The 14,450-nt window shown below is 41.4% G+C and carries 14 protein-coding genes and 1 tRNA gene; 6 read left to right on the top strand and 9 right to left on the bottom strand.

The genetic code is table 11. The features are described from left to right. Positions 1–242: 242 nt before the first annotated feature. Positions 243–1,097: a DUF4435 domain-containing protein gene (locus ACHEVO_RS09370; protein WP_394124715.1), complete on the bottom strand. Its 855-nt coding sequence runs from the start codon at positions 1,095–1,097 to the stop codon at positions 243–245. A 3-nt stretch (positions 1,098–1,100) separates the two neighbouring features. Next, positions 1,101–2,474 carry an AAA family ATPase gene (locus tag ACHEVO_RS09365; RefSeq protein WP_394124714.1) on the bottom strand — a complete coding sequence of 458 codons (1,374 nt, stop codon included), beginning with the start codon at positions 2,472–2,474 and terminating at the stop codon, positions 1,101–1,103. Between the two features lie 490 nt (positions 2,475–2,964). On the opposite strand from ACHEVO_RS09365, the gene ACHEVO_RS09360 reads away from it, so the two are divergent. Next, on the top strand, positions 2,965–4,287 hold the full coding sequence (locus ACHEVO_RS09360) for a valine--pyruvate transaminase (RefSeq protein WP_394124713.1): 1,323 nt from the start codon (positions 2,965–2,967) through the stop codon (positions 4,285–4,287). 52 nt (positions 4,288–4,339) lie between these two features. Here the strand turns inward: ACHEVO_RS09360 and ACHEVO_RS09355 are convergent, their stop codons facing one another. The 3 genes from ACHEVO_RS09355 to hisB form a co-directional block, all read right to left on the bottom strand. Further along, the gene (locus ACHEVO_RS09355; protein ID WP_218870062.1) at positions 4,340–4,708 is read right to left on the bottom strand and encodes a hypothetical protein; all 369 of its coding nucleotides are present in this window, start codon (positions 4,706–4,708) and stop codon (positions 4,340–4,342) included. A 204-nt stretch (positions 4,709–4,912) separates the two neighbouring features. Next, entirely contained in the window at positions 4,913–5,548 is a 636-nt protein-coding gene (gene hisH / locus ACHEVO_RS09350; protein ID WP_394124748.1) for an imidazole glycerol phosphate synthase subunit HisH, read from the bottom strand. Positions 5,549–5,736: 188 nt separating this feature from the next. Further along, complete coding sequence (gene hisB / locus ACHEVO_RS09345; RefSeq protein ID WP_220455963.1) at positions 5,737–6,402, bottom strand: imidazoleglycerol-phosphate dehydratase HisB; 666 nt, start codon at positions 6,400–6,402, stop codon at positions 5,737–5,739. Between the two features lie 387 nt (positions 6,403–6,789). Between hisB and ACHEVO_RS09340 the strand changes: the two genes are divergently transcribed. Together ACHEVO_RS09340 and ACHEVO_RS09335 are read left to right on the top strand one after the other, a co-directional pair. After that, positions 6,790–7,212: a hypothetical protein gene (locus ACHEVO_RS09340; RefSeq protein WP_394124712.1), complete on the top strand. Its 423-nt coding sequence runs from the start codon at positions 6,790–6,792 to the stop codon at positions 7,210–7,212. A gap of 122 nt (positions 7,213–7,334) precedes the next feature. Then, a tRNA-Phe gene (locus ACHEVO_RS09335) sits at positions 7,335–7,410 on the top strand. Positions 7,411–7,532: 122 nt separating this feature from the next. Here ACHEVO_RS09335 and ACHEVO_RS09330 read toward each other — a convergent pair. Continuing rightward, the gene (locus ACHEVO_RS09330) at positions 7,533–7,889 is read right to left on the bottom strand and encodes a hypothetical protein (RefSeq protein ID WP_394124711.1); all 357 of its coding nucleotides are present in this window, start codon (positions 7,887–7,889) and stop codon (positions 7,533–7,535) included. A 206-nt stretch (positions 7,890–8,095) separates the two neighbouring features. Between ACHEVO_RS09330 and ACHEVO_RS09325 the strand changes: the two genes are divergently transcribed. After that, a complete protein-coding gene (locus ACHEVO_RS09325; protein ID WP_394124710.1) occupies positions 8,096–8,596 on the top strand; it encodes a DUF4385 domain-containing protein in 501 nt (166 codons plus the stop codon). Between the two features lie 117 nt (positions 8,597–8,713). Further along, positions 8,714–9,397, top strand: a complete 684-nt coding sequence (locus ACHEVO_RS09320; protein ID WP_394124709.1) for a phosphoglycolate phosphatase — start codon at positions 8,714–8,716, stop codon at positions 9,395–9,397. A 49-nt stretch (positions 9,398–9,446) separates the two neighbouring features. Here the strand turns inward: ACHEVO_RS09320 and ACHEVO_RS09315 are convergent, their stop codons facing one another. Continuing rightward, entirely contained in the window at positions 9,447–11,027 is a 1,581-nt protein-coding gene (locus tag ACHEVO_RS09315) for a YifB family Mg chelatase-like AAA ATPase (protein ID WP_394124708.1), read from the bottom strand. Positions 11,028–11,458: 431 nt separating this feature from the next. Here ACHEVO_RS09315 and hemN point away from each other — a divergent pair, with 431 nt between their 5' ends. Beyond that, positions 11,459–12,952: an oxygen-independent coproporphyrinogen III oxidase gene (hemN, locus tag ACHEVO_RS09310; RefSeq protein ID WP_394124747.1), complete on the top strand. Its 1,494-nt coding sequence runs from the start codon at positions 11,459–11,461 to the stop codon at positions 12,950–12,952. A gap of 77 nt (positions 12,953–13,029) precedes the next feature. Here the strand turns inward: hemN and ACHEVO_RS09305 are convergent, their stop codons facing one another. Both ACHEVO_RS09305 and ACHEVO_RS09300 read right to left on the bottom strand, forming a co-directional pair. After that, complete coding sequence (locus tag ACHEVO_RS09305) at positions 13,030–13,890, bottom strand: SPFH domain-containing protein (protein ID WP_057762202.1); 861 nt, start codon at positions 13,888–13,890, stop codon at positions 13,030–13,032. A gap of 16 nt (positions 13,891–13,906) precedes the next feature. Beyond that, positions 13,907–14,401, bottom strand: coding sequence for an NfeD family protein (locus tag ACHEVO_RS09300; RefSeq protein ID WP_394124707.1), 495 nt, complete (start codon positions 14,399–14,401; stop codon positions 13,907–13,909). Positions 14,402–14,450 lie beyond the last annotated feature (49 nt).

Genomic DNA, 14,450 nt, shown 5'->3' with positions numbered 1-14,450 from the left:
TTAAGTAGCTAATCACTCTTTTTGCTACTATTTAGTCTGTTTTACCGCTGGTATGTGTGCTACTACGTTTAGGTGTGTCCCATGCAAGCAACCACAATCATCCATAGTCCCTATCATTATTGTCTACGTCAATATATTCTTATCGATCTGGGCTAGACTTCTTCTCCAATTGGAGTTTAGCACTCAAATTTTGGAGCTATCCTAAACAACTTTCCTTATCTAGGATAGCCTCATATATTTTTTTAAGAGTTTATAAAAATAACTATTCTATCTCTAACAGGAAACAAGCTTTCAAAGCTAGATGCTTTAGAAAGTTTATAAGTAAAACTTTCTAATTCGCACTCATCGATTAGCTTTTCTTTTCTAAGCTGATGTTTTAATAAGTTTAGGATATACTTCCCTGGTGTAGTAACTATAATCTTCTCTAAGTTATTGAAATTACGTATACTATCATTAAAGGCCGTTCTAAAATCCAACGAAGGATGCATGTTGATAAAACTATTTTTCACATTTTCATGATATGTGGCAATAAATGAACCTTTGAGTGACAGTTCATCATCCTCTATAATATAGTCCCTATAACACTCTATACCGTAATATGAATCTGGTAAACTATATTTATTAATTATCAAAAATAAAGCATTCAGTTTCTCAAAAGCATGCTTCCATTGGTACTTCAAGACATTGAAATCTACGATAGAATTTATGTCTGAATTTTTTAATTTTGGATTTTTCTCTCTTATTAGCTCCCAAACTGACTCTTCATTACATAGATAATTTTCAATTGAATACCTTTCTAAATAAAAAAGATTTCTCAAATATATTTTTTTTCCTAATATATCATCAAAGTCTAAATCTACAATATATACCTTATCTTTACAATTAAGATTTTCTCTAGCAGCGTCCTGTACATTATCTTTGCCATTTAAAGGAAATATTTTGTCGAAATCTATATTTGGAAATAGATTTTTCAAAATCTGATAATATAGGTTTTCCTGTTCCGTATCCTCTACATAAAAATTTACTTTATTAAATTGTTGGTAAAATAAATCTTGACCTAAAAGAAAAGAGTTCGTAAGTTCTGGAAATCCAAACATATTTTACCTACCTTCTTCTGTATAAGGTAGTAAAAGTATAGCTTTGTTTCTCATCTTGTTAGCTAAAATAGGTGAATGTGTCGCTAGTATTAACTGAGTACCTTCAGGCCTAATTATGTTCAGTTTTTCGAGAAAATGCTCTTGCCATTTTATGTGTAATGATAGTTCGGGCTCATCGATAATAAAAACTCTCCCTTCATTTTTATTAAAGGCAATATATGAAAAAAGTATAAGGATCTGTTGCTCACCTGAAGATAGATTTCTAATATCTTTATTCTTTAATAAAATATTTCCTTGTTTGTCCAATGTATGAAAAGCGATTTCAGATGTATCTTCTTTAAAAACTATTCTTTTAGACGAATCTTTAAGAAAAAAGTTTAAAGTATCTAAGTATTCATCTATTTTTCTCATCACACTATGAGTTCTTTTTTCAAACCTTTCAAAATCTTTTAACAAATCTTCTACTTTAGAAAACTGGTTAATATTAAGCTTATAAATAATTTCAGATACTTCATCTTCTTTATTGTTTTCATAATCTCGTACAACGTACTTAAGGTTTTCAAAGTATCTATCTATTTTAATGTTATCCTTACCACTTCCTACTTCTTTTTCTAAGTTTCTAAAATATTTTCGAAGTTTAGCTTCAGAATAATTAATATCCTCTGTGGTTATGAGCTTAAAATCCTTATCATTTAATATACTTTTGGTAATCTTTTCATCAAAAGCCGATATCATTAGTGAATTTTTCAATTTATTTGTCATAGTCAATATCGAATTTTTTCTTCTCCTATAATTCATATTAACTATCTTTTTTATTCTATCTAAAGGACTATCATGACTTGTTGAACTTTCAGAGTTATTTATATTAGAGTTATTTGATATATATAGTTCTCCATTGGATTCCTCAGCATATATGCTTCTATCCAAACCAATAACTACAGGGTTAGGTAAGCTATGTATAAAATTCCAAATTTTTTCTTCATTTTCGTCAGGACGTAAATACTTATACTGATCCATGAGATGAGTTTCTATATCTCTATTATTTCCTATAATTTTTGGATGGTGAGATATAGGCACATTCAAGGGGTAATACTCTTCACCATCACTACTGTATAAGCTATATATTAATTCATTTTTAATATGCTCACATACTAAACTATAGTAAGTATTTTTATAATAGAACTTAAGAGTTATTTTATTGAACTCAGTCACGCTTAGTCTTGCCACAGCAGGCTGTAACAACCAATTCAGTATGTTTAATATACTAGTCTTTCCAGCTCCATTTATACCAACAAGTAAATTAATATCTTCATAGAAATTTATTTTCTTATCTATGTATCCATATAGTTTATTAACTTCAAGTTCTATTATTTGCATATAAAGTCTTCTAATTGATTAAATAGCGATGCTTCTTAAATGTCATATCATTACATATACAAAGGTTAATATCTATCGTTAAAAATTATTTTATTTTCAATAATCTATGTTTTTTACCATCCCAACATTGTTGTTATAACTCACGCTACTAACTTTTCAAAGTACAGTCTGTGAGTAAAGCTATATTTACTACTGCAAAATTCTACGAGAGGAGTATGTCGGCCCTGATTGCAGTAGTGGATTGGTTGGATGTGCGCCATAGATGGTCAACTACAAGCGCAAAGTAGGATTAGCTACAAAAACAGAACGCCTTCTATTCCTGTAGAAGGCGTTTTTTGCTGCACAGAACGTATAAGCATATAAACCAATATCAACCATCCAGTTTGCTTATTTATTGGGGGGATTACCTAGCCCTCATTTGCTATACTAGCCTAACTTTTATCAATCAAATCCCTTCTTACAACATCCTCCAAAACAGCATGGTAGTCTTATGAAATTCTCAAAGTTCGGTCAAAAATTTACCCAGCCCACTGGCATCTCACAATTGATGGATGATCTGGGCGATGCGCTAAAAAGCGATCAGCCTGTCAATATGCTGGGCGGTGGTAACCCTGCCAAAATTGATGCCGTCAATGAGTTGTTTTTGGAGACATATAAGGCGCTAGGTGTTGATAACGATACAGGCGTGCCTAATAGTAGCGCGATTATCAGCATGGCGAACTACTCTAATCCGCAAGGGGATGCCGCCTTTATCGATGCGTTGGTTGGCTTCTTTAACCGTCATTATGATTGGAATCTGACTTCAGAAAACATCGCCCTGACCAATGGCTCACAGAATGCGTTCTTCTATCTGTTTAATCTGTTTGGCGGTGCGTTCGCTGATGAGAATAGCAAGTCTATCGACAAGTCTATTCTACTGCCATTGACCCCTGAGTATATTGGCTATAGCGATGTGCATGTGGAAGGTCAGCATTTCACCGCCGTATTACCACATATCGATGAAGTGACGCATGATGGTGAGGAAGGCTTCTTTAAATATCGTGTCGATTTTGACGCGTTAGAAAACTTGCCAGCGCTAAAGGAAGGTCGTATCGGCGCGATTTGCTGTTCACGCCCGACCAACCCGACGGGCAACGTGCTGACTGATGAAGAAATGGCGCATTTGGCCGAGATTGCCAAACGTTATGACATACCCCTTATCATCGATAATGCCTACGGTATGCCCTTCCCCAATATCATCTACTCTGACGCGCACCTGAATTGGGATAATAATACGATTCTGTGCTTTAGCCTGTCGAAAATTGGTCTGCCTGGTATGCGTACTGGTATTATCGTGGCCGATGCGAAAGTCATTGAAGCGGTTAGCGCGATGAATGCCGTGGTCAATCTAGCGCCGACACGCTTTGGTGCAGCAATTGCCACGCCACTGGTAGAAAACGACCGTATTAAGCAGTTAGCCGATAATGAGATTAAGCCGTTTTATCAAAAGCAGGCGACCCTCGCGGTGAAGCTGTTAAAAGAAGCCTTGGGCGATTATCCTCTGGTCATTCATAAGCCTGAAGGCGCGATATTTTTATGGTTATGGTTTAAAGACTTGCCGATTAGCACGCTGGATCTATACGAGCGACTCAAAGAAAAAGGTACGCTTATTGTGCCAAGTGAGTACTTCTTCCCTGGTGTCGATGTTAGCGATTATCAGCATGCGCACGAGTGTATCCGCATGAGTATCGCCGCCGATGAGCAGACGCTCACTGATGGTATCAAAGCGATTGGTGAAGTCGTACGTGAGCTGTATGATGAAGCCAAGAAATAAGATGAGCTGCTAGAATTATAAATTCAAATAGCAAAACGAAAAAACGGACTAATTAATAGTCCGTTTTTTTATGGCGTTTGGTCAATGAAGTCGATTTATTGGTTGGTCGAAATATGGTTGTCCACTTATTCAGGGCAAAGAGCACGTACGGCAGCATACAGGTATTAATCAAGTCGCGGATACTCGCGAGTATCTGATCACGGCTTAAGCCTGTCAAGCCAAGCGATTCAATCGTATCTCGATTGTCCAAATACTCACCCAACAGCGCAATGCAAGTCACGACGATCAGAGCAATAAATGACCGAATACCTTGGCTTTTGATAATAGGACGCAGCGCAACCAGACACAGCAGATAAACACCGACACCGACATAGATATGTAAGGCATCTTTGGCAAGGCCCGTTGTTTCCACAACATTCATTTTAAAGGCAGTAAAATCCACTGAGATATTCCAAATATAAGCGAGTAGAAAATAACTGAGCGTATCACTAAACCATGATGGCTAAACTATAATAGCTAAAGAATGGCAGCTACAAAGTGACGGCTGAGCATAAAAAAGGCAGATTATACAATTGATAATCTACCTTCTACTAAATTAAATATTCACTTCACGTTTATCGCCTACTTACACATCCCACTCTACAAAATTCTTGAGCAGTTGCAAGCCAGCAGTATGGCTCTTTTCTGGATGGAACTGGGTGGCAAATAAATTGTCTTGGATCACACTGGCACAGAACGGTTGACCATAGTCACATACCGCCGCTATTTGTGAGCTATCAGCAGGCTCACAGTAATAACTATGCACAAAGTAAAAATGCGCGTTGTCTTCGATACCGTGCCAAAGCGGATGGTCAAAATCCATACCGCTAATGGTATTCCAGCCCATATGCGGTACTTTTATCGTTGCACCCTGCTTGTCTTTCCACGTAGGGTCAAACGCTTCTACAGTGCCGTTTAAGATGCCTAGGCAGTCCGTGCCACCATTTTCAGCTGACTGCTCAAACAACGCCTGCATGCCCACACAGATGGCCATAACGGGCTTGTTAAACACCGCATGACGTATCACTTCATCAATGCCTGCATCACACATGCCAGCGATACAGTCACGCATCGCACCCACACCAGGGAAGACGATTTTATCAGCCGCTGCCACAACTTTTGGATCATTGGTGATAGAGACTTCTGCCCCGACTACCGATAGGGCCTTGCTAGCAGAGTGCAGGTTGCCCATACCATAATCTAGTAGTGCTACTTTAGTCATCGATTGGTTCTCATTTTTAAATATTTTGACTACTTTACTATTTATATCGTTAGCCATTTATATTGTTGGCTATTGCCCTTTCTATTATCGCGGGTGTAGATAAGGTTTTGCTACAAGGAAGTCAAGCGAAGGCTGTACAACTAGTACGCCAAGCTTGACTGACACCGTAGAAGAGCCTTAAATGCGCCTTAGAAAGCCTCTTTGGTCGATGGCAAGGTGTTCAACGCACGCTCATCGTATTCACAGGCCATACGTAATGCACGAGCAAAGGCTTTAAAGGTTGATTCGATCTGATGATGGCTATTTTTGCCCTTTAGATTATCTAAGTGCACGGTCATCCATGAGTGATTGACGAACCCGTAAAAGAACTCACTGAACAAATCAACATCAAAACGGCCGACGTGCGAGCGCGTAAATGGAATGTCCATATGCAAACCAGGACGACCTGATAGATCGACGACAGCACGGGTCAATGACTCATCTAGCGGCGCATAAAAGTGCCCATAACGACGAATGCCTTTTTTGTCACCCAATGCTTTGTTAAAGGCTTGGCCAAGGGTAATGCCAGTGTCTTCGACGCTATGATGGTCATCAATAAACGTATCACCGGTACATTTGATGTCTAAGTCAAACAAACCGTGACGCTTGATTTGATCAATCATATGATCCAAAAATGGTACGCCAGTGTCTACCGTGCCTTTACCTGTACCATCCAGATTGACGGTACAGGTGATTTGCGTTTCGGCAGTGATACGTTCAACGGTCGCGATACGTTCAGGGCGACCATATAGATTTACGTTTTTTGACTCAGTTTGCTCAGGTGTGGCAGCAGTCGTCGTTGCATTGGCTGTCATGGCTACTCTCTATCAGTTTTTTATCAGTGAAAAGCGGTCAATAAATAAGGCAAAAACCTACCCAAAATATTTTACTAGTGTCTGGGACAGACCTTAGCAAAAAATGTATTAAAAAATGATATATACAAAAGATATCAACATATTAGGGTTTATACATACCAAATATTATATAGCCTCATCATAGCAAACCCTAACATTTACTGCCACGACCAAGCGGTAAACCACGCACAAAATCACCTCATTCTGCTAAAATAGTGTGTTCAGTATTATCAATCATGACTCGCGCTGACTTTGAAGACCCTTACTTACGGCACTACACGCTATGACATCGTGCTGTCTTATATTGCTAATTTATACTATAGAAACCCTCTATTTATAGGAACTGCTATGCCTTTAGAAGCGATCGCCATTAATAGTTTGGATGCGCCACTTATCAAAAAACCTGCTCGCGACAATGAGCTAGCAGAGCGCTTGCAAGCGTTGTACGATAGTGATGATGCACAGCCTGACGGTCTCGAGGTATTAAATATCGTTGAGCAAGGGTTTAAACGTGGACAGTACCTCTATGTCGGGATGTTCAATGATAAGCCTATCGCCGCTGTCGCCTGCTTTGATGACGGGCAGACCAATGCTAAGCGCCTGCAATATCTCACTGTCCATCCGGAGAATCGTAAACGTGCTATCGATGCCAAGTTTATTAAACTGGTCTATGATTGCGAAGTTAGAAAAGGCGTACGTGAATTTATCCCTGCTGACGCTGATATTCACCGCATCATGAGCGAGTACGAACTGTTGCGTGTAAAAGACTAAACTGAGCGCTAAAACGGTTAATTTTGCCAATATCTAATTATTTATCGCCTTTTATTCGATAAAATGCAAAAATTGCTTGACAGCTGAGCCTATATTTAGTTTAATAGCGCCTCAACGAAGACGGCTCGATAGCTCAGTAGGTAGAGCAACGGATTGAAAATCCGTGTGTCGGCAGTTCGATCCTGCCTCGAGCCACCATTCGTTAATAGAATTCTAAAAGCCCTGAACAGCAATGTTCGGGGCTTTTTTATGTTTAAATTTTACCGTACTCTTTAGCGTTCGTTCTATTCATATGTTGCTCTTATTCGTATAGCCGACTACTATTCGTACAACCGACCACGCAGTAGTAAATTACAGCGCTCACGCGAATCCAAGTCGTATATAGTTGCGCGGTAATCAATACCGTGACGCCCCTCAAAAAATATCACTCGGTCACCCACTGCTAAAAAACAAGATGTACGCGCATCATAGATAAAGCCGTCTATCACAAATGCCAAATCGCGATCTATCTCGCGTACCGTATACGTCTCACCTTGCGGAATCAAACGTTCAAACCACGCGCTGTGGGCGGTCGTATTGGCTAGTACGCTTATCGTTAGCAATAGCCAAGCTACAAGTATGTTTTTGGGTAATAGCAAGCGGCTCAGCTCATTTACACTTATCTTATTTCTCAACATAACATCTCTCGTAGCATTTTATTCGTCATACTCATAGCTTTCATAAGTCTCACAGCTGACTTTACCATAACCGTTTCTACTGAACGCTCTTGATGCTAAATACCTACTGTCACGGTTGCATAACATTTTTGTGCTTTTTTCTAAACAGTTTGGCTAAGTATACTCAATAACCATATACGAGTAGATAAAAATAATAGGTCATAGATATGAGAGAGTTTGATTACGACTTGGATTATAAGAGTTTGGATTTGCGCGCTCAGCCTGAGTTATACCGTGTCGGTCGCGGTGAGCAAGGCGTATTACTGGTAGAGCCTTATAAGTCTGAGATTTTACCTCATTGGCGTTTTGCGACTCCCGACATCGCCCGCGAGAGCAGTGAAGCTATCTATCAGATGTTTTTAGATTACTTGGCTGATAATGACTTCGTCGGCGCAGATATGGCGCGCAAGTTTATCCAAATGGGCTATACCCGTGCTCGTCGCTATGCCAATCATAAAAGTGGTAAAAAATATAAAGGCGCAGTACCTGATGATAAAAAAGGTCAAAGCGGCGCTCATGGCCGCGAAGAATTGCCACGACAAGAGGAAGACCCAGTCAAAGCAGAATCTGCACGGATCTTTAAAGTTAAATGGGACGAGTGCCGTGAAAATGAAGACTATTTAAGAATGAAAAAAGAGCATCGTGAACGCTATAAAGATGTCGAATAGTTGCTAATACTCAAGACATTCAGCACAACAGATAACTAAATTGACTGGTCTCGAAATACTACTGTGCTAAGGTATGGCCAATATAATAAATATAACGATTTCCAATAGTGAGGAACAATGAATAAGCAGCTTTTAATTTTTGATTTTGATGGAACACTCATTGATAGCGTACCCGATTTGGCCGACGCCACCAACGCCATGCTAACCACATTAGGCAAAGATACCTACCCTATCGAGATGATACGGAACTGGATAGGAAATGGTTCACGACTGCTCGTAGAGCGCGCTTTGGTTGGTAAAGTAGAAGTAGCAGAGGGTGAGCTAACGGTCGAGGAAGCCGATCACGCAGAGCAAATATTTTTTGAGGCTTATAAGAATCTTAGTGGTAGTAAAACCGTTGCCTATCCAGATGTCGATGACGGACTAAAACAACTGCACGCTGCTGGCTATACACTTGCTTTAGTCACCAACAAGCCCATTCGATTTGTACCGAAAATATTACAGTCATTTGGCTGGCAAGATTTGTTTAGCGCGGTAATGGGCGGTGATAGTTTGCCTGTCAAAAAACCAGACCCAACGCCCCTACTACACGTCTGTGAGACTCTCAACTTTAGTGTCGAGCAAGCAGTGATGATTGGAGACTCTAGAAACGACATGTTGGCTGGACAGAACGCCAATATGGACACGCTCGGCCTGTCTTATGGTTATAACTACGGGCAAGATATTCGCGAATTAAATCCGACCGAAGCATTTGACCACTTTGCTGACTTGGTTGCTTGGATTATGAAAGATAGAGCTTAGTGTATATGGAATCTATCAATTATCACGGTGTAACTTTCTCAAATAGGGATTACGCTTTACTGCGATAGCTCAGCGCCTCAGATACATGGGCGCTGTTGATGTCGGTACTGTTAGCCAAATCCGCGATTGTACGCGCTACTCGTAATACTCGGTGGTAGCCACGCGCTGATAAATTTAGACGCTGCTGAGCAAGTTGCAATAACTGCTTTTCATTGTCGCCTAGCTGGATATATTCATCGATTTCGCTAGGGCTAAGCTCATTATTAACCTTTTGCTGGCGCTGCATTTGATGCTGATGCGCGACCACTACGCGAGCCCGTACTTGCTTAGAGGTTTCACCTATCTGACTATTTTGCAAATCGGCAATCGGTAATGCAGGTACGGTGATATGCAAATCAATACGATCTAAGAGAGGCCCAGATAGTTTGTCTTGATAGCGTTTGATCTGCTCAGGTCGACAGCGACAACGTCCTGATGTATCGCCATCATAGCCACATGGGCAAGGGTTCATCGCAGCGACCAGTTGAAAATTCGCCGGAAAAGTCATTTGAGAGTTAGCGCGACTAATAGTAATTTGTTTGGCTTCTAGCGGCTGACGCAATACTTCCAGCACACTCCGATCAAACTCTGGTAACTCATCTAGGAATAAAACGCCTTTATTAGCTAGTGTAATCTCACCTGGTTTGGGACGTGAGCCACCACCGACTAGTGCTACTGCCGAGATCGTATGATGCACTTGTCTGAACGGCCGCGTCCCATAGTCATAATCGCTGTCTGCCACCGAATAGGTACTGGCAACCTCTAGTGCATCCTCATCACTCAAGTCTGGCAATATCGTTGGCAATCGTGATGCCATAAGCGTCTTACCTGACCCTGGTGGCCCTGTAAATAACAATAAATGACCGCCCGCAGCGGCAATCTCTAACGCGCGGCGAGCATGATGCTGTCCTTTGACATCAGCTAAATCCACTTGATAGCCAACATGCTGCTGTGCAAGACTTGGCTGTACCACTGCTAAACTCTCATAGTTTGCACTTGGGTCAACGAGCGACTGTAGATGGTCGCAAACCGCTTTTAGACTCTGAGCAGCTAGTATCGTTACGCCATCAACGCGGCTGGCCTCACGACCATTATCAATCGGTACGATCAGTTGTGGTGTTGTCGGCGGCGAGGTATCTGGATTGTTTTGCCCTTGGTCACTCGCTGCTAACTGCGACAATGCTATTGCCAATTTCTCAGCTTTGATTGCTCGTGCGACTGCCAAACTACCAGTTACTTGTCGCAACTGGCCATTGAGCGCTAATTCGCCAATAAACTCAAATCCTGATAGTACCTCTGGCTCAAGCTGTCCGCTTGCTGCCAGTATGCCGATAGCAATTGGTAAGTCTAAACGCGCGCCATCTTTAGGCAAATCAGCAGGGGCTAAATTGATCGTGAGGCGGCGGTTAGGAAACTGGAAACCTGAATTAAGAATGGCAGAGCGTACCCTGTCTTTACTCTCACGCACGGCGGCCTCAGGTAGCCCAACGATGGTCAATGCGGGCAGTCCTTGCGATAGATGCACCTCAATGATGACCTTGGGAGCATGCAGACCAACCACCGAACGGGTATAGACTTGGGCAAACGACATCAGTATCTTCCTAATACAGAGTGTCATTGATAATAAAGTATTATTTATCAACGCGCAAATGTCGTATTTTATTGCTGGTGTAGAGAGAATCACCAAAACCTCAGCGTCGTTCTGAGGTTTTTTATGTGTAAATGATAGCTCTATTTTAATATTTAAGAATACTCACCGACCACCCCACTGCTAACAAGGATTTGTTATACTATCTACTATACATTTAGCGATACATACTGCTGCCGATGACGTATTCGAATCTTATTATTAATCATTGATACAAACGAAAAATAAACACCAAATCCGAAATCATTGATCATATAAAAACCAGCAGTATCTAGAGTAAAAACGAGGAATATCGCATGACAGACTATTCAGAACAGAACACTCAGCAGCCCTACAACCGTGCGGACGAGCCGCCCACGACTGTGCGCCCTGTTATGCAGCCTGACAACCCTTATGCCAGTACACGCGGCAGCATTACTAGCAAGCAGCTACCAGCATTTGACGAGGCAATCATCAATAAGTACAATCGCTCAGGGCCACGTTATACATCTTATCCGACAGCTCTAGAGTTCACGCCAATACCAGATAGCTTTGAAACAAACAGCTTTGAAGCTATTGGCCTTGAGACGAAAATCCTGCAGAATCGTGAAGCGCGCGCTCCTTTGTCGCTATATTTTCATATACCGTTTTGTCGCCACCTTTGCTACTACTGTGCTTGCAATAAGATTATTACCAAAAAAAACAGTGATTCTGGCGATTACTTGCAGTATTTAATCGCTGAAATTACTCATAAGCGCCGTTTGTTATCTGCGCCAGAAGGCAGCGACAAACCATTGGTCAAACAGCTACATTTAGGCGGTGGTACACCAACGTTTTTGCGCGACGAAGAGATGGTGCACTTATGGGAGTTTTTACAGACTCAGTTTGAGTTTTTGCCAGAAGATAAAGGTGACTATTCTATCGAAATTGATCCTCGCGAGCTGAGTGAAAACACCCTACAGATATTACGTAATCTCGGTTTCAATCGTATCAGCTTAGGTGTGCAAGATTTAGACGAAACGGTACAAATCGCCGTTAATCGTGTGCACTCAGCAGAGCTTATTGAAAGCGTGCTAATAGAAGCACGTGAGCTTGGTTTTCGCTCTATCAATATTGATTTGATTTATGGTTTACCGCATCAAACACCTAATACTTTGTACAAAACCGTAAATCGTATCATCAAGATGTCGCCAGATCGCCTGTCAGTCTTTAACTATGCGCATTTGCCTGAGCGATTTAAAGCCCAGCGTCAGATAAAAGATGAAGACTTGCCCAGTCCAGCTGCCAAACTGACGATGCTCGGCAGTACTGTTAACACATTGACCGAAGCTGGCTATCAATATATCGGTATCGATCATTTTGCCAAACCTGATGACGAGTTGGCTATCGCCCAGCGCGAAGGTAAATTACATCGTAATTTTCAGGGTTACACTATCATGGGTGACTGTGACTTATTAGGTTTTGGTGTCTCATCAATCAGTCAGATTTCTAATGCCAATACGCGCTATATTTTGCAAAACGATACTGATCTACAGAGCTATCAAGCCAAGATTGATATGGCGAAAATCAATCCGACTGTCATGCCTGCGGTAAAGTACATAAAAACCTCTATTAAAGATCGCTTGCGTGAATACGTCATCATGAACCTACTGTGTCATGACTATCTCGATTTTAAAGATGTGAATCAAAAATTTGGTATCGATGCCATCACCTATTTTATTAATGAGATTCAGCAGTTGGGCGCTATGCAAGATGACAGACTGATTGATATGGATGCAGCAGGTATTCGCGTCTTACCTAGAGGTCGCTTGCTTGGTCGTAACGTCGCCATGGTATTTGATGAATACTTAGAAAATAAACACCAAAACCGCTTTTCGAAAGTTATCTAAGTTAGCGAAACTTTAGTCCAGTTATTAAACATAGAAAAGACCTCAAACGAGGTCTTTTTTTAATGTTGCTATGACTTTTACACTTTTAATTTATCACCCACCATACCTTTTACGGTACTTAAGATATCTGCTGGTAGTACCACCATTTTGGAGTTATCAGATTCAGCCAGCTCTCGTATCGCTTTGATATACTGCTCACCTAGCAAGTATACGATCGGCATCTCTTCCTCGCCCATCGCACTAGTAATCAAACGAATCGACTCTTCAGAACCTCTGGCTAGTACCACCTGCGCTTCAGCATCACGGCGTGACGCTTCCAAGCGACCATCCGCTTCTAAGATAGCAGCTTGCTTTTGACCATCAGCACGGGTCACGGTTGCACGGCGTAAACGCTCTGCCGCTGCTTGCTCTTCCATAGACGCTTGCATGGTTTGCGAAGGATTAATATCTTGAATCTCTACTGTCTTAAGAGTAATACCCCAATCTGCGATGTCTTCTGAAATCGCATGTTTTAGCTTGGTTTTGATCTCGTCGCGACTGGACAATGCACTATCAAGATCCATCTCACCAATGATTGAGCGCAATGACGTTTGTACTAGATTACGGATACCGTACTCATAATCTTCGATACCATAGACCGCCTTGTCAGGACGCACGATATTAATATAAGCAACAGCGTTTGCAATAATAACGACGTTGTCACGAGTAATGACTTCTTGTGACGGGATATCGAGTACGATGTCCTTGGTCGTTACTTTATAAGCCACATCATCTACATAAGGGATGATGAGGTTGAGTCCAGGCTCTAGCGTTTGGCTATACTTACCCAGTCTCTGAACTACCCATTTATAACCTTGCGGTACAATGCGTACGCCTTTAAAAACAGTGAATACCACCAGTGCAATCAATACCACCATGACAATACTAAAGCTTTCCATAACTCATCCCTTATTATTATACCTGCATACTTTTATGCATCGCTGTCTGCGCTTTTGTACTGCTCACAATCAGCTCGTTGCCAACGATATCCGTCACTACCACTCTATCGCCGATTGCCACCTGCTCCCCTCTCGTACGGCACATCCATTCAGCCGCACCAACGATAGGAACACTAAATCTGACCGTTCCAGCTTTATCTAGCTGCGGTGACACGATAATCATCCCCACTTCACCAACTATGACACTACCGCCTAGCCCAGCTTTGGTACGATCTACTGACAACGGTTTGATAAACTTGAACCAAGCCAGTAAGAACACAGCAGAGAGCACTAACCAGACGATAATCTGAACAGAAACAGAAATAGGCAACAGCCATGATAGCGCTGCAACGATGATGGCAGCGGCACCAAACCACAGACTGGCAAACGTCGGTACAAACATCTCAACGATTAATAATAAGAAGCCTAATACTAACCAATGCCAAGGTTCAATCATCCAAAGTATCTCCATCCTTGCCACCATTCCTGTCTTTATCATTCCAGTTTTTAATGTAGCACAT

Origin of the sequence: Psychrobacter nivimaris, from assembly GCF_043419765.1 — a bacterium.
Lineage (GTDB): Bacteria > Pseudomonadota > Gammaproteobacteria > Pseudomonadales > Moraxellaceae > Psychrobacter.
The sequence above is the reverse complement of the archived record's forward strand: the minus strand, read 5'-3'. Positions and strand labels throughout refer to the sequence as shown.

Excerpts from the sequence above, each read along its gene's own strand:
- ACHEVO_RS09370 (WP_394124715.1), bottom strand. The coding sequence starts at position 1,097 with ATGTTTGGATTTCCAGAACTTACGAACTCTTTTCTTTTAGGTCAAGAT.
- ACHEVO_RS09365 (WP_394124714.1), bottom strand. The coding sequence starts at position 2,474 with ATGCAAATAATAGAACTTGAAGTTAATAAACTATATGGATACATAGAT.
- ACHEVO_RS09360 (WP_394124713.1), top strand. The coding sequence starts at position 2,965 with ATGAAATTCTCAAAGTTCGGTCAAAAATTTACCCAGCCCACTGGCATC.
- ACHEVO_RS09355 (WP_218870062.1), bottom strand. The coding sequence starts at position 4,708 with ATGAATGTTGTGGAAACAACGGGCCTTGCCAAAGATGCCTTACATATC.
- hisH (WP_394124748.1), bottom strand. The coding sequence starts at position 5,548 with ATGACTAAAGTAGCACTACTAGATTATGGTATGGGCAACCTGCACTCT.
- hisB (WP_220455963.1), bottom strand. The coding sequence starts at position 6,402 with ATGACAGCCAATGCAACGACGACTGCTGCCACACCTGAGCAAACTGAG.
- ACHEVO_RS09340 (WP_394124712.1), top strand. The coding sequence starts at position 6,790 with ATGCCTTTAGAAGCGATCGCCATTAATAGTTTGGATGCGCCACTTATC.
- ACHEVO_RS09330 (WP_394124711.1), bottom strand. The coding sequence starts at position 7,889 with ATGTTGAGAAATAAGATAAGTGTAAATGAGCTGAGCCGCTTGCTATTA.
- ACHEVO_RS09325 (WP_394124710.1), top strand. The coding sequence starts at position 8,096 with ATGAGAGAGTTTGATTACGACTTGGATTATAAGAGTTTGGATTTGCGC.
- ACHEVO_RS09320 (WP_394124709.1), top strand. The coding sequence starts at position 8,714 with ATGAATAAGCAGCTTTTAATTTTTGATTTTGATGGAACACTCATTGAT.
- ACHEVO_RS09315 (WP_394124708.1), bottom strand. The coding sequence starts at position 11,027 with ATGTCGTTTGCCCAAGTCTATACCCGTTCGGTGGTTGGTCTGCATGCT.
- hemN (WP_394124747.1), top strand. The coding sequence starts at position 11,459 with ATGCAGCCTGACAACCCTTATGCCAGTACACGCGGCAGCATTACTAGC.
- ACHEVO_RS09305 (WP_057762202.1), bottom strand. The coding sequence starts at position 13,890 with ATGGAAAGCTTTAGTATTGTCATGGTGGTATTGATTGCACTGGTGGTA.
- ACHEVO_RS09300 (WP_394124707.1), bottom strand. The coding sequence starts at position 14,401 with ATGGAGATACTTTGGATGATTGAACCTTGGCATTGGTTAGTATTAGGC.